Origin of the sequence: Endozoicomonas sp. ALE010 (assembly GCF_049310165.1) — a bacterium.
GTDB lineage: Bacteria > Pseudomonadota > Gammaproteobacteria > Pseudomonadales > Endozoicomonadaceae > Endozoicomonas.
This window is the reverse complement of record NZ_JBLYNV010000007.1, coordinates 1-26367: the sequence shown is the minus strand read 5'-3', so window position 1 is coordinate 26367 and position 26367 is coordinate 1. Positions and strand designations below refer to the sequence as shown.

At 46.2% G+C, this 26367-nt stretch carries 14 protein-coding genes; 7 read left to right on the top strand and 7 right to left on the bottom strand.

Going from position 1 to position 26367, the window contains the following annotated elements:
• Nucleotides 1-83 precede the first annotated feature (83 nt).
• On the top strand, nt 84-1220 hold the full coding sequence (locus ACO6UY_RS05050) for a hypothetical protein (protein WP_422449791.1): 1137 nt from the start codon (nt 84-86) through the stop codon (nt 1218-1220).
• Here ACO6UY_RS05050 and asd read toward each other — a convergent pair.
• From asd to ACO6UY_RS05035, 3 genes are all read right to left on the bottom strand, one after another.
• Nucleotides 1213-2082 carry an archaetidylserine decarboxylase gene (asd, locus tag ACO6UY_RS05045; protein ID WP_422489257.1) on the bottom strand — a complete coding sequence of 290 codons (870 nt, stop codon included), beginning with the start codon at nt 2080-2082 and terminating at the stop codon, nt 1213-1215. The genes ACO6UY_RS05050 and asd overlap by 8 nt on opposite strands.
• Before the next feature lie 198 nt (nt 2083-2280).
• On the bottom strand, nt 2281-3114 hold the full coding sequence (locus ACO6UY_RS05040) for a sulfurtransferase (RefSeq protein WP_422449789.1): 834 nt from the start codon (nt 3112-3114) through the stop codon (nt 2281-2283).
• Nucleotides 3115-3257: 143 nt separating this feature from the next.
• Nucleotides 3258-4886: a hypothetical protein gene (locus ACO6UY_RS05035; protein WP_422449788.1), complete on the bottom strand. Its 1629-nt coding sequence runs from the start codon at nt 4884-4886 to the stop codon at nt 3258-3260.
• Between the two features lie 584 nt (nt 4887-5470).
• Between ACO6UY_RS05035 and ACO6UY_RS05030 the strand changes: the two genes are divergently transcribed.
• On the top strand, nt 5471-6226 hold the full coding sequence (locus ACO6UY_RS05030) for a hypothetical protein (protein WP_422463078.1): 756 nt from the start codon (nt 5471-5473) through the stop codon (nt 6224-6226).
• Between the two features lie 22 nt (nt 6227-6248).
• Here the strand turns inward: ACO6UY_RS05030 and ACO6UY_RS05025 are convergent, their stop codons facing one another.
• On the bottom strand, nt 6249-7445 hold the full coding sequence (locus tag ACO6UY_RS05025) for an ADP-ribosylglycohydrolase family protein (protein ID WP_422449785.1): 1197 nt from the start codon (nt 7443-7445) through the stop codon (nt 6249-6251).
• Nucleotides 7446-7898: 453 nt separating this feature from the next.
• Between ACO6UY_RS05025 and ACO6UY_RS05020 the strand changes: the two genes are divergently transcribed.
• From ACO6UY_RS05020 to ACO6UY_RS05000, 5 genes are all read left to right on the top strand, one after another.
• Nucleotides 7899-12950: a pentapeptide repeat-containing protein gene (locus tag ACO6UY_RS05020; protein WP_422489256.1), complete on the top strand. Its 5052-nt coding sequence runs from the start codon at nt 7899-7901 to the stop codon at nt 12948-12950.
• Between the two features lie 191 nt (nt 12951-13141).
• Nucleotides 13142-13900, top strand: coding sequence for a hypothetical protein (locus tag ACO6UY_RS05015; RefSeq protein WP_422449783.1), 759 nt, complete (start codon nt 13142-13144; stop codon nt 13898-13900).
• Nucleotides 13901-14783: 883 nt separating this feature from the next.
• Nucleotides 14784-18203, top strand: coding sequence for a hypothetical protein (locus ACO6UY_RS05010; RefSeq protein ID WP_422489254.1), 3420 nt, complete (start codon nt 14784-14786; stop codon nt 18201-18203).
• A 180-nt stretch (nt 18204-18383) separates the two neighbouring features.
• The gene (locus tag ACO6UY_RS05005) at nt 18384-21803 is read left to right on the top strand and encodes a hypothetical protein (RefSeq protein WP_422489253.1); all 3420 of its coding nucleotides are present in this window, start codon (nt 18384-18386) and stop codon (nt 21801-21803) included.
• 104 nt (nt 21804-21907) lie between these two features.
• On the top strand, nt 21908-23323 hold the full coding sequence (locus ACO6UY_RS05000; RefSeq protein ID WP_422449780.1) for an ankyrin repeat domain-containing protein: 1416 nt from the start codon (nt 21908-21910) through the stop codon (nt 23321-23323).
• Nucleotides 23324-23404: 81 nt separating this feature from the next.
• On the opposite strand, the gene ACO6UY_RS04995 is transcribed toward ACO6UY_RS05000, so the two are convergent.
• The 3 genes from ACO6UY_RS04995 to ACO6UY_RS04985 form a co-directional block, all read right to left on the bottom strand.
• Nucleotides 23405-23854 carry a hypothetical protein gene (locus ACO6UY_RS04995; RefSeq protein ID WP_422449779.1) on the bottom strand — a complete coding sequence of 150 codons (450 nt, stop codon included), beginning with the start codon at nt 23852-23854 and terminating at the stop codon, nt 23405-23407.
• A gap of 894 nt (nt 23855-24748) precedes the next feature.
• The gene (locus ACO6UY_RS04990; RefSeq protein ID WP_422449777.1) at nt 24749-25447 is read right to left on the bottom strand and encodes a hypothetical protein; all 699 of its coding nucleotides are present in this window, start codon (nt 25445-25447) and stop codon (nt 24749-24751) included.
• 43 nt (nt 25448-25490) lie between these two features.
• On the bottom strand, nt 25491-25703 hold the full coding sequence (locus ACO6UY_RS04985) for a TauD/TfdA family dioxygenase (protein WP_422449776.1): 213 nt from the start codon (nt 25701-25703) through the stop codon (nt 25491-25493).
• Between the last annotated feature and the right edge of the window lie 664 nt (nt 25704-26367).

Here is a 26367-nt window from a genome sequence, read left to right as displayed (position 1 = left end):
ATAAATTTCACATATTTACAATTGGTTGCGCTTTTTGGTCCAGAACTTACTAACAGTCAAACAACGTATTGGGTGGAAATGTTGTGGATATTCGAGCAAGCACATCCTCTCTGACAGAGAGTCATCAGGCCCCTGCTTCAGATAATAATTCTGCGGAGGTAAAAGGTTCAGAAAATATCTCAAGCCCTTCATGCTTCTCAGGGAGAGACGTTGAAGTAACTACTCAAAAAAGGCCGACAGATTCCACATGCGATCCTCTACCGCTCATTAAAATCACTAAAAAAATGGCAGAAACTGACTTTTTGCCTGGCAAAATTGATCAGTTACTCGTTAAACACACGACAGCTTCTGTTCAATCCACAATGTCATCTCCCGTTGAGTCAGGACAACCGTCGAAAATCCCAGCCCGGAAAATGGCCAGCCTTCACTCTTTATTGTTATCACCAAAGGAGTTGGCCGATCAAATCCGGCTCAAGTCCTATGAAGAGTTAAAGGCATGTAAAACCTTACCGGTATTTTATGTCGACCAATGCTGTAAAGCGGTCCGTTTAACTGAGTCAGCAAAACAACGTATGTATGACGATGGCCTCTCTATTGACGACGTGAAAAACGCTCTCCATCTCACCACTGGTAAATCTATGCTCAATCAAATAGATAACCTGGGTTTTAACCGTTTTTATTACATCGCTAATCACAAGGTAATTGTTCATCTTATGAAATATGCCGAGAATGATTTTCGCCGTACCAATGTATTTAAGCACGGGGTCGACGTGTTTGAATATTTCAATGAATATCTTCAACAATGGCTGCCTGCCGAGGCAGGTAGGAGTTTTGATTATCCTGAACCGTTAATCGACCCAAGATACATTCGGATAGAGGAAATTCAAGCTACTGAAGTAAGTAATATTATGGTTATGACGGATGATGAAAAGTATTTAGCCGATAAAGTGGCCGAGTGCTTAACCGGAACTCTCGGCATTATTTGGCATACCCTGCATAGCCCTATGCCTGACAGCGAAAAAGTTGCCTTCCTTAGCGATTTGATCAACCCAGAAACGACGGCACCTTCCCAAGAGGATGATTCGGTCGAATGCAGAGGGATGCAGAACAAACGTCTTTCAGCAACTGAGTTTCTGACACGGATTCGTTACGCTCCCGGAGGTTCTGAATACCAGGCTCTATGTGATAAAAATCTCCACTATAGAGAAGGCACTATTTGATGTCAGGAGCATCGACCCGGGCCAATGCCTCCCCCATCTTGATCGACAGGCCTGGTTGCCAGTTTTCCAGCCAATCAATCTGGTTTTTGCCAAAGAGCAATATCGCAGTGGAACCCAGTTTGAAGCGGCCCAGTTCATCACCACGGCTTAATTCAACCGACTGGCTCGCCTCACCATAGGTGGTGGTAGCAACCTGTCCCCTTTGTGGCGTCACCAGACCGGCCCATACGGTCTCAATACTGGCAACATTGATTGCCCCAACCATGATGACTGCCATGGGACCGTATTCTGTATCAAAAATACTGACAACCCGTTCGTTCCGGGCAAAGAGATTGGGGATGTTCTCAACGGTCCCCTGGTTTACAGAGAAAAGGCGTCCGGGCACATGGACCATCTTATGCAGGGACCCGGCCGCAGGTATATGGACACGGTGGTAGTCTTTCGGGGAGAGGTAAATGGTGGCAAACTTTCCACCCATAAATTCCTGCCCAAGCTGCAGATCACCACCCAGCAATTCGACCAGACTGTAATCATGGCCTTTGGCCTGAAATATTCTGCCGTTCTTGATGTCGCCTATCTGACTGATGACACCATCGGCCGGGCTGACAATCATCTCCGGGTCTTCGGGTAAAGGACGGGCTCCATCCTTTAATGACCGGGTAAAAAAGTCGTTGAAGTGGCGGTACTCTTCAGCGCCTTCCCGCTTCGCTTCACTCATATTGACGTGGTAGTGATCGATAGCCCAGCGAATCAGGCCATTTTTGAACCATGGAATCTGGCATTCCACAAAATAGTACACAGCCCTGGAGATCAGGTGATGAGGCAGTACATACTGGATAGCTGCAAACAGTTTTTCTTTCACGGTGATGGAATATCCTGTGGTTAAAATAGGTATCTGATAAGAGCCTGTCGTCTATTTGTAAGGGATCATGCCAGGCTCTGAAGGTTGTTCAAATGAATCAAGACAATGGTTCTCGAAAAACAGGAAAGTGGCAGCCATTGTAATTCATGGCATGACTGCCTGCACCTTCGGTGATTGCTGTGTTTGCTTATTAACTACTTAAGCAACTGGTGTATGAGGCAGGTTCCCCCATTCAGACCATGAGCCGTCATAGGCTCTGACCGATTTAAAGCCAAGCGCTTTAGCCACAAGATAGGTAAACCCTGAACGGTGATGGGCCTGACAGTGGGTGATGATTTGTTGATCTCTTTTAATACCAAGGGCATCAAGCTCCGCCTCCAGCCCTTCTTTAATTCGATAGTTCTTTTCCGGGTCCATGGCTCGGGTCCACTCAAAATTAATGGCTCCGGGAATATGGCCAGCTTTTTGTGCCATGACCTTTTCTCCGCGGTATTCTTCTGGAGAGCGTGCATCCCAGATAGTGAACTCCGGGCTCGCCAGTGTTTCAAGGATGAAGTCGCAGCTGGCAATAACACGGTCATCAATCGTCAGGGAAACGTCGGTGGAAGCTCTCACGTTGGCCCCGGACTCTCTTGGATGGCCTTCTTTCAACCAGGCATGGATTCCACCATTGAGATACGAATATTTCCGGTGACCAATAACATCCAGCGTCCAGATAAAGCGCCCCGCCCAGCCACCGCCTTCATCATCGTAAACAATAAAGTGCTCTTCGCCGGTAAAGCCCAGCTCACTGAACAACGATTCCAGTTGACTGAGCGCTGGCAGTTTGCCACGGGCCGGTTGCGTTCCTGCAACCAGCTGATGGGGTGGCACATGGATGGCCCCGGGAACATGAGCCTGTTGATACAGCCGGGGATTACCAAGATCAATAATAATCAGGCGCTCTTTTACTGACGCATGGTCTTCAGCAGTGAGTATGGATTCCAGAACGTCTGGTTCAAGGATAAGTGGCAGCTTGTTATTGTCAGTCATATTACGTCCAGGGCGTTAAATATCAGGGCCTGTTGTTTGTGGCTCTCTGCATTAGAGGTTCTTATGGTGGCCCGAATGTCAACCTGATAGATAGCTATGTCGGGCAATTCTGCCTGAACAACCCTATCCAGTACCAGCGTATTTTAGTGTTTATCCCGCATAAAATTGGGAAGTTTCTTTGCTTTCAGAAAACGGTCAATTTTATTTTTCTGTGACTGTTTTAATCCGTAGAACAGTTGCGGATTGTCTGTCAGCAGTTTTTTCAGCAGGTCGACGTTATCAGCATTAATGAGCTGTTTGCATTGTCTGGCAAATGTTATTGGCGAGCTGCTGTTGTCTGCCAATGTGCTCAGACATTCCCCGGAATTGTTTTTGCCAGCCTCTGATGGCGTAGGTGTCGATGGCGCAGCAGGTTTGTTGCTGGAGAGGGGGGCGGTGGTCTTGTTGTCTTTTTTTTGCTTTCGCTGTGTTTTGGCTGGCGATGGTCCTTGTTTTGCTTTGGCCAGATCATCAGCGGCTTTTGAACTGGCAAGCGCCTTGATGGTTTGCTTCAGGCATTTTTTTTGCCGGGTAACACTGCCTTCCAGTATGCCGATTGGGCCGCTGTCAAGCTGGACCTTGGCCAGGGCCTGCTGGAATGGGTGTTCTTTGGGGATAATTCGCTCCATGCTTTTGAAAATACTCATGGGGCGAATCTCTCCTTTAGCCGTTTTGACTTTCGGAACAATCAGTTTGTCGTTTTGTTGCCGCCAGTAGCCGAGCTGCTCGAATAACCGGATAATCACTGGCTCAGAGCCGTTTGGCGAAGGCCGTTGTTCCGGCTGATAGTATTCACACAGGGAAAAAAGCAGGGTGCTCACAAAGTTGCTGCTGGCCTCTACGCCCTGAAAAACAACACTATGGATAATAGCGAAAGTGTCACCACCATGGCTGAGGGGATAGGAAGCCTGTTTAAGAATCAGCGGGATGTTGTCCGGATAGCTCACACCGATCCTGGCATATAAATCCCAGCTTTTCTGGTTCAGCTGCTCAAAAGTGAACGGATTCGGTTCTTCCGGACTCTGGCCATTCACACGAACATCGTCACTGCTTATCTGGGTAATACGTCGGCTTATCGCGTTCAGGTAACTTAGCCAGAAATGGTCCACCAGCTGATGATCCCTCTGACTACTGTCATCAGGTGCGTTTTTCTGGTCAGCCGGTTTGGTGTGGTGCGTTGAAGACCACCCCGATGGCTGACAGCCCGTGGTGGATCTGGAAGGTTCTGATGCCAATCCCCTAAGTCGCTGAAGCAATATTTCTCTGAAGGCCTCGACCAGTTCGCCGGTTTGCTGGAAACTGAGGTCTTTAGGGAAGCGGTGGCTTAGCGCAAGCCATTGCTGGCAAATATCGTGCAGCTGTTCGGGAATCTGTTTTTTGACAACAGGCGAAGTTCCGGGCAAAGAGAGCCCAACACAGGAAGCAGCGTCTGGAGCAGCAACTGTCTCTTGAGCAGCAACTGACTCTTGAACAGCGATGACCTCAGGAGCAACTGTTTCAAGAGCAACTGGCTCAGGAGCAACTGTTTCAGGAACAGCTATTGATTCAGAAACAGCAACTGTGAGTCGCTCAGGGAGCCGCGTTGCCTCAAAAGTGTTTTGGGGTTGACTTTCATCCGATACCATAAGTGGGCTGACCGCAGAGCCAATACTGAATCTTTCGTCATGTTCCACCGGCTCTCTTGCCAGGGACTTGAACCAGTAAAATCCACAGTCTGATGTTAATGAGTTCATTGCAAATTGCCTGAAGAGCGAACCATCATGTTAGTACATGGTTTCAATGAGTTTGACGTGTACCATCTCCGTTCACCCTGAGCGGAGTCGAAGGGTGCTTGGCACGATCTATCAGAGTCCGGAGTTTACGCCCTTCAACAGGCTCAGGGCGAACAGAGTGCGGAGGCACGACAACCCATAAAACTCATTGAAACCGTGTACTAGTTGTTATTAAAAGGTTGGATTCAATTTTATAAAGTTCGACTGATTTTTATGCTTAAAGTTCAATTTTTCAAGACCTGCGTCCAAAGCATAAACAAATTGCAAACCAGTGGCAGTTCTTGATTCTTGAATGTGTGCATAAAAATACCTGACTCTCAACTACTGTAACTGCGTTTATAGTCAGCCATTTTACTAAAAATACAGCAGTAAAACTTTTCCACCTGGAAGCCGGAAATATCCATTATATCATGAAACTTTCATTTGGATCAGTGGTCAGAGTCGACAGAGTTTCACCTTGCCCCATGAATTCTCATGAGCGTTGGAAACGCTTTGAACATAACCCCTTGTCATCAACTTGATTATTTAGAATATGAGTAATTGTTATGACTTCACCCATATCAGCATCAACTTACCGAAAAATGGCATGGCAAGAACAACAAAATCCTGAAGAAACCAAGGATGCCACGGCAAACACAGGTGCCTCAGCAAAGTTTAATAATTTATCGGCTGAAGAAGTTGTGCCACAGGCTTCTACCAAAATACCGCCACCTGATTTTTACCCATTCAAGTCACAGTACGAAAAAGATTGCTTTGATGAAAGCATTTGCATGCAATCAGTTACATCATCATCAGGTCCTCCTCCGCTTGAATTCAGGAATATGATAAAAATTGAACGCCGGAAAAACACCCTTATGCATCAGGACATGTTGAAATACAACCTGGCATTCGATGGATTATTGCAGAAAGATAATTACTCGAAATGTAACAATAAAGTGAAAGAGTTTACAGGTGTTTATGTTTTCAATGGTATTGATTTGAATCATGGCCGCCAGCTTCGCCCCCTTAAAAATCTTGGTCCAAAAGATCCACATTCAATATATGCTGGTCAATTTAACGATGGCACGTTTTTCCTCCTGGCGTTGAATCCGATCCAGTGTGAAAGGCTTTTTAAAGCCGATTCTCACAATAATGTCGGGTACTGTGGTGAATCCTATCTCGCCCAGAGTGGCGGAGAAAACACTCATTCCCTCTATTGCGGAAAGACCTACAAAGAAGCATTAGAAACGTTTGAGTTGGCTTGTAAAGGTAGCGTTGTAGCTGACAACATCAGAAAAGTGCTGGGATTTGAGCCTGACTAAAAATGTAATCAGGCAATCTTTGCTAGTGATTTTGACTGGCTACCTCCCTTGCCAGGTTTTCCAGCTCGTCACCATTGCGTAATTCTTTTAACAGCCGTTGCGGTATATTGCTGATGCCGTTTATGGCTCCGGCGATGGCTCCGGTCAATGCTGCTCTGGCCATATTATTGCCACCGCCATTGCTGGCGGAGAGGGTAGCCATCTCAAAATCAGTCGGGAACCGATACATCAGGTAGTAAGCGGCGGGCAGCAAGTGCATAACCTGACAGTCCATACCAAAGAGATGACTGACGTACTTCGGCTCTGGAATACTGACCAGGTCCGGACGGCGGGCGATGCTACCATTGACCGGGGTTATGAAGCGGTCGAAGCCACCAACAACAGGGGCAATGGCAGGGTTACGAGCCATCGACTTCAGGTAATCTTCCAGCTCATCAACAGTGATGCCATTGATCAACGCCTGGATAACCAGACCGTAGACGATATGGTTACCCCTGACAAAGTGATCACGGTAAAACACCTGCAGCAGCTGGTCCGCTTCACGGGCAAAATGTTCAGGGTCGGAGATGGTGGCAGCAAGGGGAACGAGCAGCAATGCGCCGTCAGATGAATCGTTAGGCGGGACGAACGACCGCAGGTCGTTCCAGCCTATACCCCGGGCTCGATATTTCAGCAAGGCTCGGTGAAGGCTTTCGGTGTAACGACCTGAGAAGGCCTCCCCGCTGAGTGTGGCGTATAAGGTATCCAGACGCTGGAAGAAGTCATTGCCCACAAGCTGTTTTTTTTCATGCAGGCTCTCCAGCAACAACGTGTAAACCTGCCCTGTCTGGGAGAAATCACCAGCGCGTAATCCCTGTTCGTAGCGAAACCGGCTGACGTTGGCGAACCGGTGATCGCCGTCGGGTTTGGGGTCAACATAGTGGTCAACCCAGGTGCCGTGCTCCCTGTGCAGGGCGTCCATATCATAATACCACTGCGTCCCCAGCCCCAGTGCATCACCAATCAGTACACCCATGATGGCACCCGCGGCCCGATTGATTCTGGCCAGATCCTCAGGATCTGCTGGCGTGCTGATCGACTCGTTGTCAACAGCTTCAGCTGTGTTGTTTTCTGGCGTCTGGGTTGCTGTGGCAACGGTAGCCAGGGACAGAAGGATGAGTACCAGCCATCGTTTGATGACAATGTTTATGCTTCTGAAAGTAGCTATTTTTGCCAACATGAGTTACTCCCGTTACTGATGCATGGTTGCAATAAATTGGTGTTTACGGCTTTTTTCGTACGCAGTTCAGAATTAAAAAGTTATAACATTAACTCCAGGCATTTAACCTAACCATCAAGTAAGCAGGCCTGACGGAATCAAACAGAGCATCTTTCAGGTGCTCCTCAAATTTGAGCATGGATTGCCCGATGCGTTTTTGGACGGGAACTAATTATTGAGCGATTGGTCAAAACGTTATTTCATAAACTGCCCCGAATCTCGCGTACGACCACAGGGATGTGGGAGCCACGACGACGCAGGATGCTAAAGCCGGGAACCTTGTCGCCCGCAGCGGCAAAAGACAAGGGAGATCGGGTGCACATTTATGAGATATCCGGGCTAAAAACTACAAAAATTTATGGCCGAATAATTCAGAAACTTAAAATGGGAACGGGAACGATAAAGGTGGACTCAATGATTAATTCGGCCAGCACCAGTAATTTGAACGCCCCTGATAAACAAACCCCTGTCGATGTTAATCTACCAGACGACAACGACAGACAATGCATGACGTTCACCAGAAAGGTCCAGGTTAATGACAACCTAATCCCCTCAGGTGACGGCCTTTCGAATAAGCCTGAAAACTTTATTTCCAGTGACCAGTACACACCCGATCCCAAGATACCCAAGATAGCGGTTAGCAACGCTCATCGGAAAATCAGTCTAACGGCTTATGAAAAGCCGACATCGACGACTGCTGAAAGCGCATCGGTCCGCCATCACACCAAAATGGAAACGTCCAGACTGCCAATAATCGACCAACCGTTTATCAAATCCATTGAGATTCCGGTAAAAACTGCCCTGCTTCAGGAATATCACCCATCCAGTTTTTTACCACCCTCCCAGACCATAGCGCGCCTTATTCATGGCCTGCAGCACAGCTGCCGGAGTGCAATCTGGGCGCTGGCAATACTGCAGCAACGCAAACAGCAACATGATCACCGAGCACTGTCCTTTCCTGAGCACCTGGTACCGTTACTGGTCAAGGCCTGTCTGTTCCATGATTCAGGCCGTGAAGGAGATGGAAAAGACACCACGGAATGGGAGAAGACCAGCGGTGACAATTTGCAAGAGCACCTGCGCAACTGTGGCATTGAGCAATCCCTGGCCTGGCAGTGCGGTGAAGCAATTCGCCACAAGGATCGACCGGATGCCTGCCAGCATCTGCCCGGGGAGATACAGACACTGCGCAGTCTGCTCCATGATGCCGATACGCTGGAGGTTATGCGGGTCAGATGTTGTTTTTATATGGACAAGCTGGAGTGTTTTGCCGACTGCCATGATGACACAAGCCGTGAAGCGTGGCGCTGTCTGGCCAGAGAGGTCTGCCGGGTGATTGCCAGCCAGGGCGATCTCTGGTATTCCATCGACTTGCAAGACAGCGCCGAAACAGCCAAACAGTTTTTCAGCAAAACCTCTACCCGGTGTGTTAACACGAAAAAGCAGTGGGAACACCATCCTTCGCCACTCGAGTATCAGTTATTTACCATAGGCACACAATCCGATTTCATCAGCAAGCTGATCACACCTTTTACCGGTCTCCCGGTGAAGCCAGAACCAGCCTTTTCCCTGGCCAGGCTGAACCGGCAGATCGAGAGCGTGGGAGGGAGCAGGATTGGACAGCTGTATAATGACCCCGTTCAGCAACAGTGCTACTACATCAAAACGGCGGTCTCTTTGGAAAGCGCCCGCAATCAGGCACTGATGGCCAATCTCGCCCGACTGCTGGGCGTTAATGCCCCCGTCACCTTTGCCCATCAGGAACAGGATTGCAGTTATGTGGTCAGTGAAATTCCCGGTGACTGGCCGGGTAACCTGAAAAGTGGGAAAGACCCTCTGCAATCCCTGCCTGCAAATCAGTGGGCCAGATTGTTACTGGTCAATACCATCGTTGGCAATGAAGCCATGGTCAATGAAGCCTGGGAGAACATTGAACTGACCCCGCAAGGGGAGCCGGTGATGTTGAACTGGGAGTTCGCCGGGATGGCCACACGCTATCCGTGTCCGGATAAACCAGAACCCGCCTCCCAAGAGGATGATTTTTCCTCCATGCCGTTGCTGTTGATAAAACTGCGGGATCCCCAGGCACCAGCAATGAACTCCCACGTTATCCACAACCCCTGCGTGGCTATCCTGTCACAATTGGACGATGAGCTGCTGGGGCAGACCCTGAAAGCGATGCTGCGTGAAGTTGACTGGCAAACTCTGGACCAACAGATCGAACACAGCGGTTTCCTGCCCGGTGACCGTAGCTGGTTACGGCAGACGATTCATGATCGAATCGCCTGGCTCACCACCCGATTTGCCAACAGCGTCGAGGCCGGAGAGCGGGTATCCATGGCAGAGTATCAGGCCATCGCGGCGGCGGGTATCCGCGGGGGCTGGCTGCAGGTTAAGGGCCAGGATATCCATGGCGGACAGCTCTGCCTTAGCCAGCGACTGGATCAGGATGGCAAGCCGATTACCCGGATGTCTCTCCAGCTGGTCCGGGATGCCAGCAACCGACTGGCAGACAACCTGGCCCTGGAACGGGGATTGCACCATCTGAACACATGGATCTTTTACCTTCAGGGCCACCTGAGTGCCAGTTACCGGGACTGGCGCAGCGACCTGGCCAGCCTGGCCGATGAGTGTGACCAATGGGCGCAGCAGTTAATCCAGGATAAAGGGCGATGGCACCCATCTCATCACGACGCCATCGACAAGGCCATAAAAGACCTGCAAGCCAATGTCGCCATCTGCCGGGAGTCTTTAGAAGCAGACAGGCCGTCTGTTGGCAAGAACTCCCTGAACCTAGTCCAACTGCCTGAACCCACCTTTCCTGCACGGGTCTGTTCGCGGGCCGCTGAAAATAGTGAAGCAAAAGTACAATTGGCTGAATTCAGTCACGGTTTCGCCAGGCAAACAGGTCAGAGCGTCAGTTATTTTAACAAGACTCAGCTTGATTATGTCGGCCAGCGTGCCTCACCTGTGCGAGTGGCGGAACTGAAACCGGTCAGTCAGGAGGGGCATATTGAGTTTATACCCGAGTGGTTGCCTAAGGCCCGAGCCTTACAAAATAGCCTGGCGCTGACCTTGCCCGGACACGGTAAATCAGTGGTTGAAGCGCTGTTCAGTGAGTTGGCAGGGCTGGGCATTCATTGTCAGCGACCGGATGCCAGCGACCTGGAGGAACGGTGGCTGGACGCCCTGGCCAACTATCATGGTTGCCTTGGTGATATGAACCGTGCCGTAGCAGCAGATACTAACGCGGATGTTTCGGTAATCGCCAGAAAAAAAGCGTTTCTTGAAGAGCTGCTAAAACAGCCCCTTAAATTTGAGGAGCAGCTGCGTTTTCGTGCAGGACGACTGATATATTTCCTTCCGGGGCTGCCACATGGCATTGCCGAAAACCCTGCCCGGTTGTTCTGTCCCGGTCACAATGTCAGTTTTCTTGGCAACACGGACAGTAATAAGACTCTCACGTCCAGCCTGGCAAATGATGGCACTCTTTGTTCCTTTGAGCGACGGACGGACATTGGCCTGGAGCCCACTACGAAGGATATGAATCGTCAGGTTAATGTTGACGCCCGTGATGTGTTTGCCCGTATCCAGCCTGTCGAGCATAAAATCGGGCATAGTACTTATGGGGGGCTATTGTCCGCGCTGATCAAATCTGAGGCGCTCGGCCGTCTTGATCTCTGTGCCATTGAACATCATTTTGATTATCACAGTTTCCACCCCGGTTTGGAGGCCTTTCGACGTAATATTAAAATAATTCTGCGCTCGCATGATGACTATCAGAAATTGATGCAAGCCCCATATCACGAGATCTTCTTTGCCTACCCTTTGTCATTGTTTGATGAACTGAAATCGCTGCACGTCAGCTCTCCAGAAGACCGGTTAAATTTGTTGCATGCCCTCAAGCGACGTTACAGCCACTGGCCTGACGGACGCCCGCTGGAAGCGCTTTTTCAGTATTCCCCGTCAACCCGTTACTATGAGTTAACTGCTCTATTCAGCAGGATCCCCGGAAACATCAAAATGCTCATCAAGGCCTGTGGCGAAGAAAGTTTAGAGTTGCTGCTTCAACAAAATCCAGAGCTGCTGGAAGGAAAACTGCAGTCGTTGGATGGTTTGAAAATACAGGCTGAGATATTGGGCCCAGAGCTCGTAGGGTTGGATTTCAGAGGCTGCTCAATGAATGATACCCAACTTAAAAGAACTCAATTCATGCACTGTCAATTCACTATGGAGCAGTTAAACGACGCAAGTCTTGAAAAGGTTTATTTTAAAGGTTGCTCTTTTGAAGGTGAATGCTTTTCATTATCAGTGTTAAAAAGCGCAACATTTACTCCTGCTGAATTAATAAATAGTCAGCCGGTAACAGACAGTATACCCAAGCTATCCCAGGCTATATCACAATCATGTATCAACAGTCAGGGGCAGTTCAATCTGGAACTATGGCTGGAGGTGATGGAAAAAAGTCATTACTTGCGTCGTCTCGTGGTGGCGGAAGCTTTTTTTCAGAGGCGCGTCAAGGGCAGGACACCTATGGATGAAACAACCAAAAAAATCCTCGTTGAACAGATTGACAATGTCATCAACAAGCATCCGGAAAGACTTCAATTTATTGTTGAAGAAGTTTTTCGTATAAGGATGGGTAATATTGAAACTATATCGAATTTTATCAAAAAGAACCCGAAATTCCATGAACGTAAAATTGTAAATGTCAGGAATTTTTACTTTGACTTCAGAACCACCTTCCTTAGAGAAGTACGTGATGAAAATCAAAAGTGCTTTAGCTTTGCAACATCGTTATTTCTGAGCGATTTGTCAGATTTAGTTGACCCTGAAAAAGATGTGTGTAGCCATGCACCCAAAGAAGAGGTTCTGGCTTTAATTGTAAACATTATAGAATTTGCCATGTTTCCTCTTGAACACGAATACATAGAATTTGGCATCAACACAAACGATGGGGGAGAGCAGAAATCCGAAAAAAGTTTCAGGAGCACAGAAAATAATAAAATGTTGTGTTTTGAATTAGATCATGAAGGTCAAAACATGATAGATAGTTTTAAGGCTAACATTTGTGATAGACATACCCTGGAAAAATACAGAAATCACTTTATAAAAATATGGGAGAGTTGCTCAGATGTGCGTCGATTAGAAATAGCCAAATGCTGCCTGAAGCACAAAATTATAGCTGTTAGCCCTATTACCACAGTGGAATTCATGAAACTATTGATCATTAATCAACAAGGAAAACATTGGCTGGATGACTTTTCAGCGAATATGGACAAACATAAAAAGAATGAATATGAGTGCAATTTATCAATGAAGAAATACTTTCGGAATATCAATGATTATGACAGCACAAAAATAGATGAATCATTAAAGGCTTTTGAGCAATGGATAAAGTCAGAGGCACCCGATTTCACCAGAGCGCAGTCCGGGATTCAAAAAAATCATGACTCATACCTTTGAGCGAAAAGTTACCGAGAAAAACTTTTCCACCAAGAAGCAGCAATTATGCCTCATCACGAAACTTTCATTTGAATTAGTGGTCAAAACTGACAGAGTTCCACCTTGCACCAGGAAATACTCATGAGTGTTGGAAACGCTTTGAACATAACCCCTTGTCATCAACTTAATTAATCAGAATACAAGTAATTTTTATGACTTCCCCAATATCAGCATCAACTTACCGAAAAATGGCGTGGCAAGAACAACAAAAGCCTGAAACAACCGAGGATGCTACGGCAAAAACAGGTGCCACAGCAAAGTTTAATAATTTAACGGCTAAAGAAGTTGTTCCAGCTACCAAAATACCGCAACCTGATTTTCACCCATTCAAGTCACAGTCGGAGAAAGACTATCTTATGAAAACCTGGTGCATGCAATCAGTTACATCATCATCAGGTCCTCCTCCGCTTGAATTCAGGAATATGATAAAAATTGAACGCCAGTACAATGACCTTGATTATAAGGACATGTTGAAATACTCCCTAGCATTCGATGGATTATTGCACGAAGAGAAGTACTCGGAATGTAAAGATACCGTGAAAGAGTTTACAGGAGTTTATATTTTCAATGATATAGATTTGAATCATGCCCGCCGATTTAGTCCACATAAATATATTCAACCAAGCGACCCACATTCAATGTATGCTGGTCAATTTGATGATGGCACGTTCTTCCTCCTGGCGTCCAATCCAACCCGGTGTAAAACGTTTTTTGAATACGATTCCCACAATAATGTCGTGTACTGTGGTGAAACATTTCCCACCAAGAGTGGTGGAGAAAACACTCATTCCCTCTATTGCGGAGAGACCTATAAAGAAGCATTAGAAACATTTGAGAAGGCTTGTAGAGGCACCACTGTAGCTGAAAACATCAGGAATTTGCTGGGATTTGAGTCTGAACTAAAAATGTAATCAGGCAACCAATCTTTGTTAAGCCTTTAATAAGGAACTGGAGATAATATTTGCGCTTCAGAATAGGCGAGATCATAGTATTCTAATGTTTTATGAAAAGTGTGATCTCGTTCAGTTATTGACAATTTCTTTAGTGCTAAGGGTCAACCCAGGTTATATCTTTTAAATCCATTTTTCATAAAATCGAGCAACAGATTCTCTAATCAACCCTGCCGCCATTGTGCTCAATACACAGCAGCAAAATTTTCCCACCAAGAAGCTGAAATTATCCCTCATTATGGAACTTTTATCTGGAGCAGTGATCAGAATCCCAAGAGATTCAGTTTGCGCCATGGAATTCTTATGAGCATTGGAACCGCTATGAACATAATCTCTGGTGATTAATTTAATTATTTATAATATGAGGCCATAGCTAAAATTTCGAAAAAATCGGTGCCAAATTTTGAAAAACCGGTGTCAGGAAAACCGATGTTTGGTATTGAATCTTTGATGCCCAAAAATAAAATTCTGATTCCCCAACCATCAACAGACCATATTCGATCAACCGAACAGGTTTCACAAAAAGTATCTGATTAAAGAAGTATTCAGGCAATCATCGTTAACCCGGATATTTCATAAGCAAGATCGGGAGCACGTTTATGAAACATCCTGGTTAAGTCAAAAAACGTTATTTTTAAACCAGCCCACTTTTATTTAATAAAGTTCCAAAATTAGCAAGGCCGGTGTCACGTAAAAACCACGATCAGCTCTTGAATGTGTTCAAAAAGAAAGACTTGCCTCCAATTCCCTGAGCGTAATTAATTCCATGGAACCAAATTGGATTAATTATGTCTGATTAATAAAACTTATCCAATTATTACATAACGTTCTTTCAATAATAATTATGAACAATATCGAAAACACATTTACTCTGCCATCCTGCCCCCGGCCTGTCCCTGAAGGGCACACCACTGGCTCAGAAGAATTGGCGGACACATCAACCACTGCCAGGGCTTCTGCAATCAAACCAGAACTTCATTCTCCGGGCAGTGATATCATCAATGACCCGGAATACTCTCAGCCCGGTGATTTGTCACTGACTGAAAGACAGACGGAGACCAGTCCTGTCGATAAAACGTATCATACACCTGAACTGACCTCAGCTGCCGGGCAGAACCAGCCGGAACAGTCATCCGTCTTCTGTCTTGTCTCTGACGTGTTCATGAAGCCTCTGACTGATGATGATGACACCATCATGGACACTCTTCCCTTTTTCGACATGACACTGCCCAAACCTCTGGAAATTACCACCACGGATGTCCAAAACTTCAAGGATGAATTATCCATCTTTAAAATGGAACTTGATGAGGAATTTCTCGCTGGAAAGTTTCTGGACCTAGATAGTTACCAGTTCCATAGCTTAATCTGCAATAGACTGGCTTATCTCAAACATCTTGCTGATAAATATCAAGCATTCAAAGACAGTTCCTACAAACATGTTGAATGGTATAACACCTTAAAATTTGCCTACATAGAAATCCATGCCACATTTTCCAAACAGCTGTTTCTGAGTGATGATATGTGTAAGGAAATACTGAGGCTAGGCATGCTCTATCGTGATCTCAACAAAATGCTATGTCGATGGCCCTCTGGGGTTGATTACCCGCACCAGCCATCAATCAGCTTTCTGAGTGAATCTCTGGTTTGCCATTTGTCATATATCTGTTGTCTTGTGGAGGGCCTGATAAGATACGCTGATTTCAACAAGCACATCGCCGTGCGGGCACCAACAGAACCACTTAACTTCCACACAGTTATACATGCGCGCCCCCGGGAACACCCTGACATAAAACCACACGGTACCGGCACCCTGAATGAAGGCATCAGCAATATGCTCACTGCCATTGCCACAGGGACATTGGAAACCGTGAACAGGGAAGCTCCTCAAGATATCCTGAAAACCACCTCTGAATACCTTTTCAGATCAATTGATCGATACAGGAAAGAAGGGAATGATCAAAAAAATTTCCAACCAGTCTGCATTTATCAACTGACGATTGAGCAACATCTATTTTGTGCAGAGTTATTCCATGCTGCTTTAATGGCAGGACGATGGGACGAAGCCGATAAGGCTTTTAAAGCAACCACTCGAATAGTTTTCCATGGCAAGTATTCACTGGAGCCGGTTATTCAGGCACTTAAACATAACACAGCAGGAATCAACATTGAGAACTGGCATAATGATTTTAATGAATTCACACAATCCCGCCCCTACTCCCCTGGCATGTATTTTACCCTTGGGCTTGAAGCTGCTTCTACTTACCTGAGTACCCTTCTTGCTCACAAGGAGAGTGCCACGGAGAACCAGTCACCACTAATAAAGGTAATGAAGACGGAAGAGCTGAACCAAATACTGAATGTTCTGGATACATGGACAGACCAGTTGCAGGAGCTTGGCTTGTTGGCCAGTGTTGCAATGAAAGACTGCAAATACCACCGCCGTTTATCTCTCGCCTGGCTAAGATTGCTGACTCTGACCAAAAATCACGAGATGGCCATCAAGAAGAGCTTTCATGAGGCCGAAAAAGCCATCATGCCACATAGCGCCTCGGATGGGATAACAAATGACAATCTGCAACCGCTTCCTGCATATCTGGAATCCCGGCTGACACAAATACTTCTCCATAATAATGATATTTTAAAGTTCATTAATAAAGAGTGCAGTGTATTCAATCCAAACATTAACATCTCAGCACTGAACAAAGAATCCTGTGAATCCCTGATTAAAACTTTTGCAGACGATGCACCAACACCACACACCGAATTATTGCTAACGTTCTTCCACGGCTGTTATAACTGTGCAATGCTCGTTGAGCATATTTGTGACTGCGCTTCAATATTCAGTGAGCTGGAGACCTGCCTTACCAGCATTCATACAAGTGAAGCATCACGCTCACTTAAGATGGCCAAAGAGAAATGGAAAGATAAAATCAAAGCAAATGCTTCCGGGATTAAAGAGGAAATTGATAGATTTGACCAGTTAAACCAAAGTTCCAAAACCTTTTTCAAACATGCTTTCAGTCACTTAAAAAAAATCAGAGAACTCAATAATAATGGGCTAGACAAATGCCTGAAAATTGTGCTTTCAGAGTCAATTCAGGCGACTTTATACCACAGTTTGTTACAACTTCAGCATTTGAACTCTGCCCTGATTACCGTTAGCAGTAAACGGATCGACATTCTCAAAAATGAATTTCCAACTGTTATCAACCTTGAACAGGCTACCACAAGTTGTGGGAAAAGATTGAATAAAAATATTACTTTCATAGCAAAGTGCTTAAAAGAGCTGAATGACTCAAAAGAGCTATCATTAGCCAACACCTCTGGCAGGCGTAAACCGAATTCAGGCCAGATTAAAAAAGGTCAACGCAACAATCAAGTCATCAATCACAGTGATACTCTGGCAGGTTTTGCCAATGCAATAACTATCCGGTCAGATACTCAGGAAACCCTCAGTAAAAGAGATTATTTTCAGAAGCAAATAGCCAGCGAAGTGCAGACGATGCAACATCAAGGTTTGCCTGTGGTCTATCTGGGGAGCCGTGCTTATCAGATGCAGATTCAGTCACTTTGGGGGAATAATGCATTTGCGCTGGCAACCGGCAGCCATCTGTTACCAGCCGAAATATCTAATGATCTTATTAATCGCTCAGTCACGCCAAGGGATACCGATCTTTTAGTGCTTGACCAGAAGAAATTCAGTGAAATCAAAACACAAATCTCTATCCGTCTGAAGAAAGCTGCCGGTATAGACGACAATGTGCCAGGGGAATATCAACTGTTTGTTCCTGACAATGACAACAAGTTTTACTACGGCAAAAACTGTTGCTGCTGCAACCTTATTGTTTCTTTAAGTGGAAGTTATTTCCAGAAAGACTGGGCTTATGTGGTTGACTTGATCTCCCCGATGGACTCAGGCCCGTCACCACTGCTCACTTACGATTCCCCCGTGCTGCCTTCAGGTGACTCGACCTGGGCAAGGCCACTGACCAGCATTATGGTGGATGAGCTCAACCTGGCAATCAATCAGGCGGTTAGCGTTAGCCATTTCCGTTCACTGATGGCCATGACGCGCATTAATGTCCTGGCAGTCCTTGAATATTTAGAGCCAAAGCTCGATCCCGTATCACGCATTGTGCTTATGCATGTTCTGGAGCGTCTTCAGAACCGTTACCCCGATGAAGCCCAAGGCAAACTGGCCAGCCATCTGCGCTCCAGGGCATTTAATAGGGTTGCTTATGAAGGCTCTAATGAAGCCAATTAAAAAATCAGTGTCTTAGTGAGGACAGTTCCCAAGCCACTTTTATGTACTTTAGTACCAAAATAGATATGGCTGGAGCAATCGACTCCTTGAGCGTAATTAAATCTATGGAACCAAATCAGAGTAATTATGTCTGAATAATAAATATATCCAGTTATTATATGCTGTTCTTTAAAAATAATTATGCAAAATATCGAAAACACATTTACTCCGCCGCCCTTCCCCCGTCCAGCCCCTGACGGATACACCACTGAGCACCGCTCAGAAGCATTGGTGGGCGCAGACCCAACGACAGCAGTGGCTTCTGTAATCAAACCAGAACTTCATTTCGTGAGCAGTGATAACATCAATGGCCCGGAATACTCCCAGCCCAGTGATTTGTCACTGACTGAAAGACAGACGGAGACCAGTCCTGTCGATAAAACGTATCATACACCTGAACTGACCTCAGCTGCCGGGCAGAGCCTTCCGCAACCGTCATCAGCCTCCGGCCCTGTCTCCGACGTGTTCATGAAGCCTCTGCCTGATGATGACAGCGTTGTGTGTACTCTTCCCCTTTTCAGAATAACGTCGTCCCCTCAGACAATTACGATAGGGAGTGTCCGAAACTTCAAGGAGGTATTATCCAAACTTAGCGCGCAACTTGATCAGGAATTCCTCGAAAGAACGTTTCTTGATACCGATCGTCACCAGTTCCATAGCTTAATCTACGATAGTCTGATTTCGCTCAGGTGTCTCGCCGATAAATATCTGGTATTCAGAGACAATGCTTACCAACTTGTTGATTGGTACAACACAAAAAAGTTCGCTGACAAAAGTCAATATATCAAACTCTCCAAACTGCTGTTTCTGAGCAATGATATGAGTGAAGTAACGCTGCACCTGGCCATGCAGTATCGTGTTCTCATCAAAATGCTATGGCAATGGTACCCCAGGGATGACTCTCCGGGCCAGCAATCCATCAGCTTTCTGAGTGTAATTATTGTCTGCCATTTATCCTTTGTTCGTTGTGTTGTGGAGACATTGCTAAGAAACGGTGATGTCAGAAAAGATATCGCCCTGCGGGCACGAGTAAAACCGCACATCAGGAAGCTCCACTCAATTAAGCATGTGCCACCCCAGAAACACCCTGGCTTTGATCCGAAAGAGTCTGACATGCTAAATGAAGGGATCAGCGATATGCTCACTGCCATTGCTACAGGTGCATGGGAAGACTTGAACAGGAAAAAGCCTATCCTGCATATCGCCTCTGACCAACTTTTCAAATCAATTGATCGATACAGGGAAGAATCTGGTGATCACGAATTTCAACCCGTCTGCGTTGATAATCGGACGATTGGGCAGCATCTATTCTGTGCAGATTTAATACATGCAGCTTCAATATCAGGCCGATGGGAGGAAACCAAAAAGGCTTATGAAGCAACCACTCGAATAGTTTTCCACAGCAAGTATTCACTGGAGCCGGTTATTCAAGCACTTAAACATGACAATACGGCAGGAATTAACATCGAAAGCTGGCATAGTGAACTTGATGAGTATACACAATCCAGATGCTACCCCCTTAGCTATTATTTCATTAAAGGGCTTGGAACTGCTTCTAATTACCTGAGTTACCTTCTTGATCACAAGGAGGCTGAAACTGAGAACCATTCACCGTTAATACCGGTCGAGAAAACCGAGTATTTGCAAAAAATACTGGATACTCTGAACCGATGGGAAGAGCAGTTGCATGAGCTTGACTTATTGCCCGATGACGCAATGAAAGACTGCTCATTCCACCGTCGTTTATCACTGGCCAGGCAAAGAATACAGACTCTGACCAACAATCACGAGACGACCATCAGGAATAGCTTTGATCAGGCCAAAAAAATCATCATGCAATATACTGCCGGGGATGGAATAACAAATGACGATCCGCAACCGCTTTCTGAGTACCTGAAATCCTTCCTGGCACGAACTCTGCTTCAGAAGCATGATATTTTAAAGCTCATTAATAAAGAGTGCGATGCCTACAATCCAGGCATCAACATCTCGGAACTGGACCGAACATCCTGTGAATGGCTAACCAATATTTTCGCCAACAGTGCACAATCACCGCACACTGAGTTATTGCGAATGTTCTCCCAGTGCAGTCATTACTGCGTAGTGCTCATTGAGCAAATTTGTGCATGCGCTTCAATATTCAGTGATCTGGAAGCCTGCCTTACCAGCATTCATACCAGTGATTTATCACCCGCACTTAAGGTGACCAAAGAGAAAGGGAATGAAAAAATCAAAGCAAATGCTGCCGGGATCACAGAGAAAACTGATCAATTCCATAAGTTCAACCAAAGCATCAAATCCAGTTTCAAAGATGCTTTCAGTCACTTAAACAAAATCAGAGAACACGTCATTAATGAAGACAAGTGCCTGAAAATTGTTCTGTTCGAGTCAATTCACGCTACTTTATACGACAGCTTGCAACAAATTATGCATTTGAATGATGCTCTGGCTACCGTTAGCAGTAAACGGGTCGACATTCTCAAAAATGAGTTTCCAACGATTGCCAAACTTGAACAGGCTTCAGCTGGTAACAGGAAAAGATTGAAAAAAAATATTGAATTCATAGCACGCGGCTTAAAAGACCTGGATATCTCTAAAGAGCTATCATTAGCCAAAACCACTGTCAGTCATAAACTGAATCCAGTCCCGACTCATAATGGCCGCTCTAAAAAACAAACCAGAAAAAGCCTTGACTCTCTGGCAAACTTTATCGCAAACAACAACAAATCTGTCAGGTTAGATACTCCGCAGACCCTCACGACAAGAGATTATTTTCATGAGCAAATAGCCAGGGGGGTACAGGCGTTGAATCATGATAAGAAGTCTGTGGCATATTTGGGAAGCCGTGCTTACCAGCTACAGGTTCAGTCACTCTGGGGGAGCGAGGCATTTGAGCTGGCAACCAGCAGCGACCTGTTACCAGCCGAAATATTCCCGGATCTTATTAAACGCTCAGTCACGCCAAGGGATACCGATCTTTTGGTGCTTAACAGAAAGGATTTCAGTAGCATCAAAGGTCAACTCTATGGCTGGCTGGAGGAAGCTGCCAAGCAGGGTGGCTACTTGCCGGATAAGTACGAACCGCTTCATACCAACGACTTCAATGAGGTTTACTACGGCATAAACTGTTGCTTCTGCAACCTCATTCTCCGTTTAAAAGGAACGCGTACAAGGAAAGACTGGATTTATGTGGTTGACTTGATCACCCCGATGGACTCTGGCCCGTCAACACTGCTAAATTACGATTCCCCTGTGCTGGCTTCAGGTGACTCGACCCACGCCAGGTCACTTACCAGCATTATGATCGATGAACTCAACCTGGCAATCGGTCAGGCTGTTGGTCCTGCCCGCGCACTGATGGCAATGACGCGCATTAATGTCCTGGCAGTCCTTGAATGTATAGAGCCAAAGCTCGATGCCGAATCACGCATTGTCCTTATGCATGTTCTGGAGCGTCTTCAGAAAAGTTACCCCGATCCAGCCCAAGGCAAACTGGCCAGCAATCTGCGCTCCAGGGCATTTAATATGGTTGCTTATGAAGGATCTAATGGCACCAATTAAAAAATTAGTGTCGTATATTTTCCGCCCCACATTGCAAGGACAGCTTTTCATCATGACGAAACCGTCATGAGCTATTGCGATTAGCTGCCCGATCAGGAACTTTCATGACGTTTATCTCTCTAATAGAGATGCTGTCATATTGTCCTGATTTCCCGGGAGGTAGTGTGGGTCCAGCAGAAAGATTATCGAGTTCGCTTCCGGTTGTCCCTAGCAGTCTGTCCAGCGACCAATATCCAGAAGATCAGATTACTAACCGTCAATTGCCAACCGCTGACAACCAGCTTGAAGTGGGCACGATGCCCAGACTGGACAATCGTAAAGTGAAACCTGCTGAAACGCTCCCCCCTGAACTGAACGGGCAATTGAACGGAGCAGATACTCTGCCCAGTGTATTAGACCAATGTCGTTCAATTGATGAAGCTCTGTCGTCAGGTGACTTGAACACAGTAGATGATGAGGGATTTACACTAATGACCAGGGCCGCCTATTTTAATCAGCCCGAGCATGTCAGAAAGCTGATTCGTGCAAAAGCTGATGTGGACCAGGCCGACAGTGCCAGTTGGACCCCCCTGATAGCGGCTGCCGACCAGAACTGTACAGAGGTCACCGGGATGCTTTTGGCTGCGGGCGCAGATATTGAGAAGACAGATTCGATGATGTTCGGCCCCTTGCATGCTGCTGCTGAAGTAGGCAACGAAGAGGTTACCCAGATACTGTTGGTGGCCGGAGCAGATGTTGAAGCGGTCAACACCTATGGTTCGACTCCGCTGATGTCTGCCTGCCGCAAAGGGAATAAACAGGTGGCAGAACGACTTGTACAATATGGTGCGGATATCAATGCAAGGAACTGCAAAACCTTCACCTCTGTCTTCCAGCTCGCCTGTTACTACGCCAATGAGTCCAGAAACACAGATCTTCTACGGTTCCTTATCCGGCAAAAGGTAGAAGTCTTCACACTGGACCACAATCATTGGTTTCCGCTGCTGACGGTCATCGCAGGTGGTTTTTCCAGTGAGGTAGAGCTCATCCTGAGCAGGGGGTGGCACAAGGCAGTCATGGGTTATGACTCCCGTCTATTTTACCTCGCCGCCCTCAATGGTGAGGATGAAATACTCAGAATTCTGTTTCAACAAATACCTGATAAAACCAGTACGTTTCAATGCATTGCCAAGGCAACCTCACTGACAGGAAAGTTTCTTGCAGAAAGTCCACTACGCATTATCGACAGGAACTTTAATGAGATTTTATCCATTGAGAATATTGTGGATAGCCCTTACTCATTAAAGTATTTGTGCCGATCGATCATCAAACGATATGCAGCCACTGATCAGTATATAGTTCTGGATCAGTTGCCATTGCCTGATAGTCTGAAAAAATACTGCTGGCAAATTCCTGTTTGTTTGTACAATAAACATGACGTTGCTGTGTGGGCTGATTTTGTCGAATCGCAACGTGTTGCTGATGAAGATGTTGATAATGATAATGTGGGCAGTATCACTGCTGCCCGGTTAAGAAAATAAAATAGAAGAGCAATGTCTATTGATAAACACGTGAAAGAGCAGAAGTGTTGCCATACGTATCAGATCAGGTTAATTCCAGCGCTACCGGCGACGTTTCTTTCTGCCACGCCTGATTGGGCGAGGGTATCTGTCTGAGTTTTCCTCTGGCTGAACAGTGACAGGCCGGGACTGTGTAGTCGGACGGTCATCAACTGAACCCGTTGCCCTGGCAGCTGCAATGTCGGTTCTGGTGCTGCTATCACTAACGTTAAGCCGGGGCGTCAAGTTATCCGTGTGATCGCACTTGCGATCTTTCAGCCGCTCATCAGCTAAATCAACGCTCAGGTTCAATAAAAATGGCTGGCACATTTCGGCACATAGCACACCAAAGAAACCAGACGCAATCCAGCCGTATCCCAAACTTAATTCCATGCAGAAACAGCATCCCAGACACACCACTGCGGAGCTTTCATCCAGGGCCGCCTCTTGCAAGGCTTGTCGTTCATTCTGACAGGATTGACAGTGCCGAAGATTGTTTCCACTTTGGGCCATTGGTTGATAGTTGCCTGAAATATTCATCGTTCAATAAATCCAGCTTGCCTGACTCATCGAATTGGACTGAATTTATTCACGATTGTTCCCGAACAGTGCCTTTAAAGGAAACATAGCCAAAAAAAACATAGAAAATTTGCCATATCCGGAATCATGACTAGGCTCCATGGTGTTCCGCCAAATGTTGTCCCTGTCATCAGGAATCATGCAATAACGCGGACTTATAAATAAACATTACCTGTCGAACTTTGAAACACTGGAGATTTCTATGGAATCCATTTCAGGGGCCACTGTGCGCTCCGATTGTGTAACGGAGAAACAAGCGCCCAAGACCAGGAGAAAAGGTCTGTGGAGTTGCTTTAGCTGTACCTCTGTTGACCAACCGAAAAGTGAACCATACACACGGAGGTCAACGACAAATGTGCCAAATACTCCGGCGAAAAAATTCTCTCAGGCTCGAAGACAAACCATTAGAGCGCATGTCAAAGCTCACCCCCCGAGCACATCTTCCATCTCCGGAGGCAAAAGTACTGGCTACTCCGGAGCTTCCAGTTTCATGCGAAACACCTTGAGTACAGGATTGGTTGCAGGTACTTTACTCGCCAGCAGCAGTAATCACAGCCGTAGTGCTTATACTTATAGTAGTCACGATGACTGTTACTCTGGTGGCGGCGGTGACTATAGCTTCGGTGGCGGTGAATGCAGCTTCGGCGGCGGTGAATGCAGCTTCGGCGGCGGTGGCGGCGGTGACTGTAGCTTCGGTGGCGGCGGTGGTTTTTAATGATTAGAACTTTTTGGTAGTTCTGTAGTAACAATAAAAGGCTGTTTGAAAGTAGCTAGAAAAAAAACAGCAGGTCTTAAATCTTTACCATGCTCAAAAAGAAAGACCTCTGTTTACTTTCTGCCTATTATTTGATTCTTATTAATGCAAATTAACCGCCCAACATCTTTACATTTTTTATTAATGGCCTTTATTTCCCGGGATAGATTTTTATTCTCTAATTTCAGTCTATCCTTTTCTGATTTCATTACTTTTATTTGCTTATCAATGTATTTCATTTTAATAACTTTCAATCCTCTGCTTTTTTCAGAGTAACCTTTATTCTTCTCAGTTCTTCGCAAATACCTTACAAATTTACAAACGTCTTTATTTTCTTCTTTCTTTAGAACCTGATTAAGTTCTGGTATGGTCAACCCGGCAATTTCCTGACGAGTATATTGTCTTCCATTTATTTCAACGGGCTGATCCAGGTCTCTCTGTATATTTTGACCTGGTAAGACAGGGGGATCAGAAAGTTTCTGTGAGATACTTGCTTGCCCTGATTCTGAAGGCTGTGGACTCTGCCTGACAGCAATCTGGTGATCAGGAGTGGTTATTTTACAACTTTTTTTGCCAAGATCCGCAATGATGGGCCTTTCATCCATTGCTTTGCGCTTATTTATTCGCGGCTCTACCGGCTCTTCCGCAGTTGTTACCGTTTTGCACAATGTCCTTGATGTTTGCTGTTTTCCACCCATAGCCTTTGAGCTGTAAACCATGGAGTTAATTTTTGCAGCAGCAGTAGTGGCAAAAGAAAAATATGTTGCATTCATTTTTTCATTACCGGTTACTAATCATCCATTGGATTCGACAGATTTATAGTTGCAAGGTTCCCCACCTCAATAATTCGCTATGTCGCAGAGTGGTTTCTTCCCGGGCCACAACCCCTAACCTGAGGCCAACTCGCTGATAATGCCTTGAGTCATAGAGTTGCCCACGGTGCATGACTTGAGAGTTATCCCAGAAAACAATATCGCCTTCCTGCCACCGGTGAGTGTAAATGACACAGTTGGCAAGGATTTCATCCAACAGTGCTTGCCAGAATGTTCTGGCCGCTCAGGACTGAGCGCGCGCCAGGCTTCAAGCTGGTCGAGGAAGTGCGTTGTGTGAGGTTATCCATCACATCCGCCACCTCACTGGCGGTCAGATCTTTAATCTTGCATATGCAAAGGAAGACCTGATACCTAATTTTCTAAACGACCGTCTTCATTTCAAGTGCTTCCGGCGTTCTTCCAGAGCCAGTTGATGGGTCAGCTAAAGCGGCCAGTTGATATTGTGTCCGCTGGAAAGACAGCGGATGTCTGAGTGATTGTGAAAAGCTTGTCCTGTTGATAATAACGGATTTGCCTCCCTGATGGCCCTGTAGCTGGCATAAGCGCAAAGGCCGTACGTGGCGGCTCCCACTGTCAAGACAACGGGTATAGCGTACAAGGCATCATAGGCTGAGAGTTCGTTTTAGGAGTCGGCGGAGGATTCCAAATCACTGCCAGTTACAGGTAATGGTCGGTGAAGTTATCGTTGTTTGTGCAAGCGTTGTGTTGGGTTCCGGGGTTTCAAGACCTTCTTAATGCTATACCGTTATTAACCAGCCAGCAGCGAAATATAGAAGGTGTTTTTCACCTGCAACGTGTGAATGCATATCACAGCCCTTGTAGGAACTCTTCCATCCAGTCATCGTTGTTGACCAGTTCTG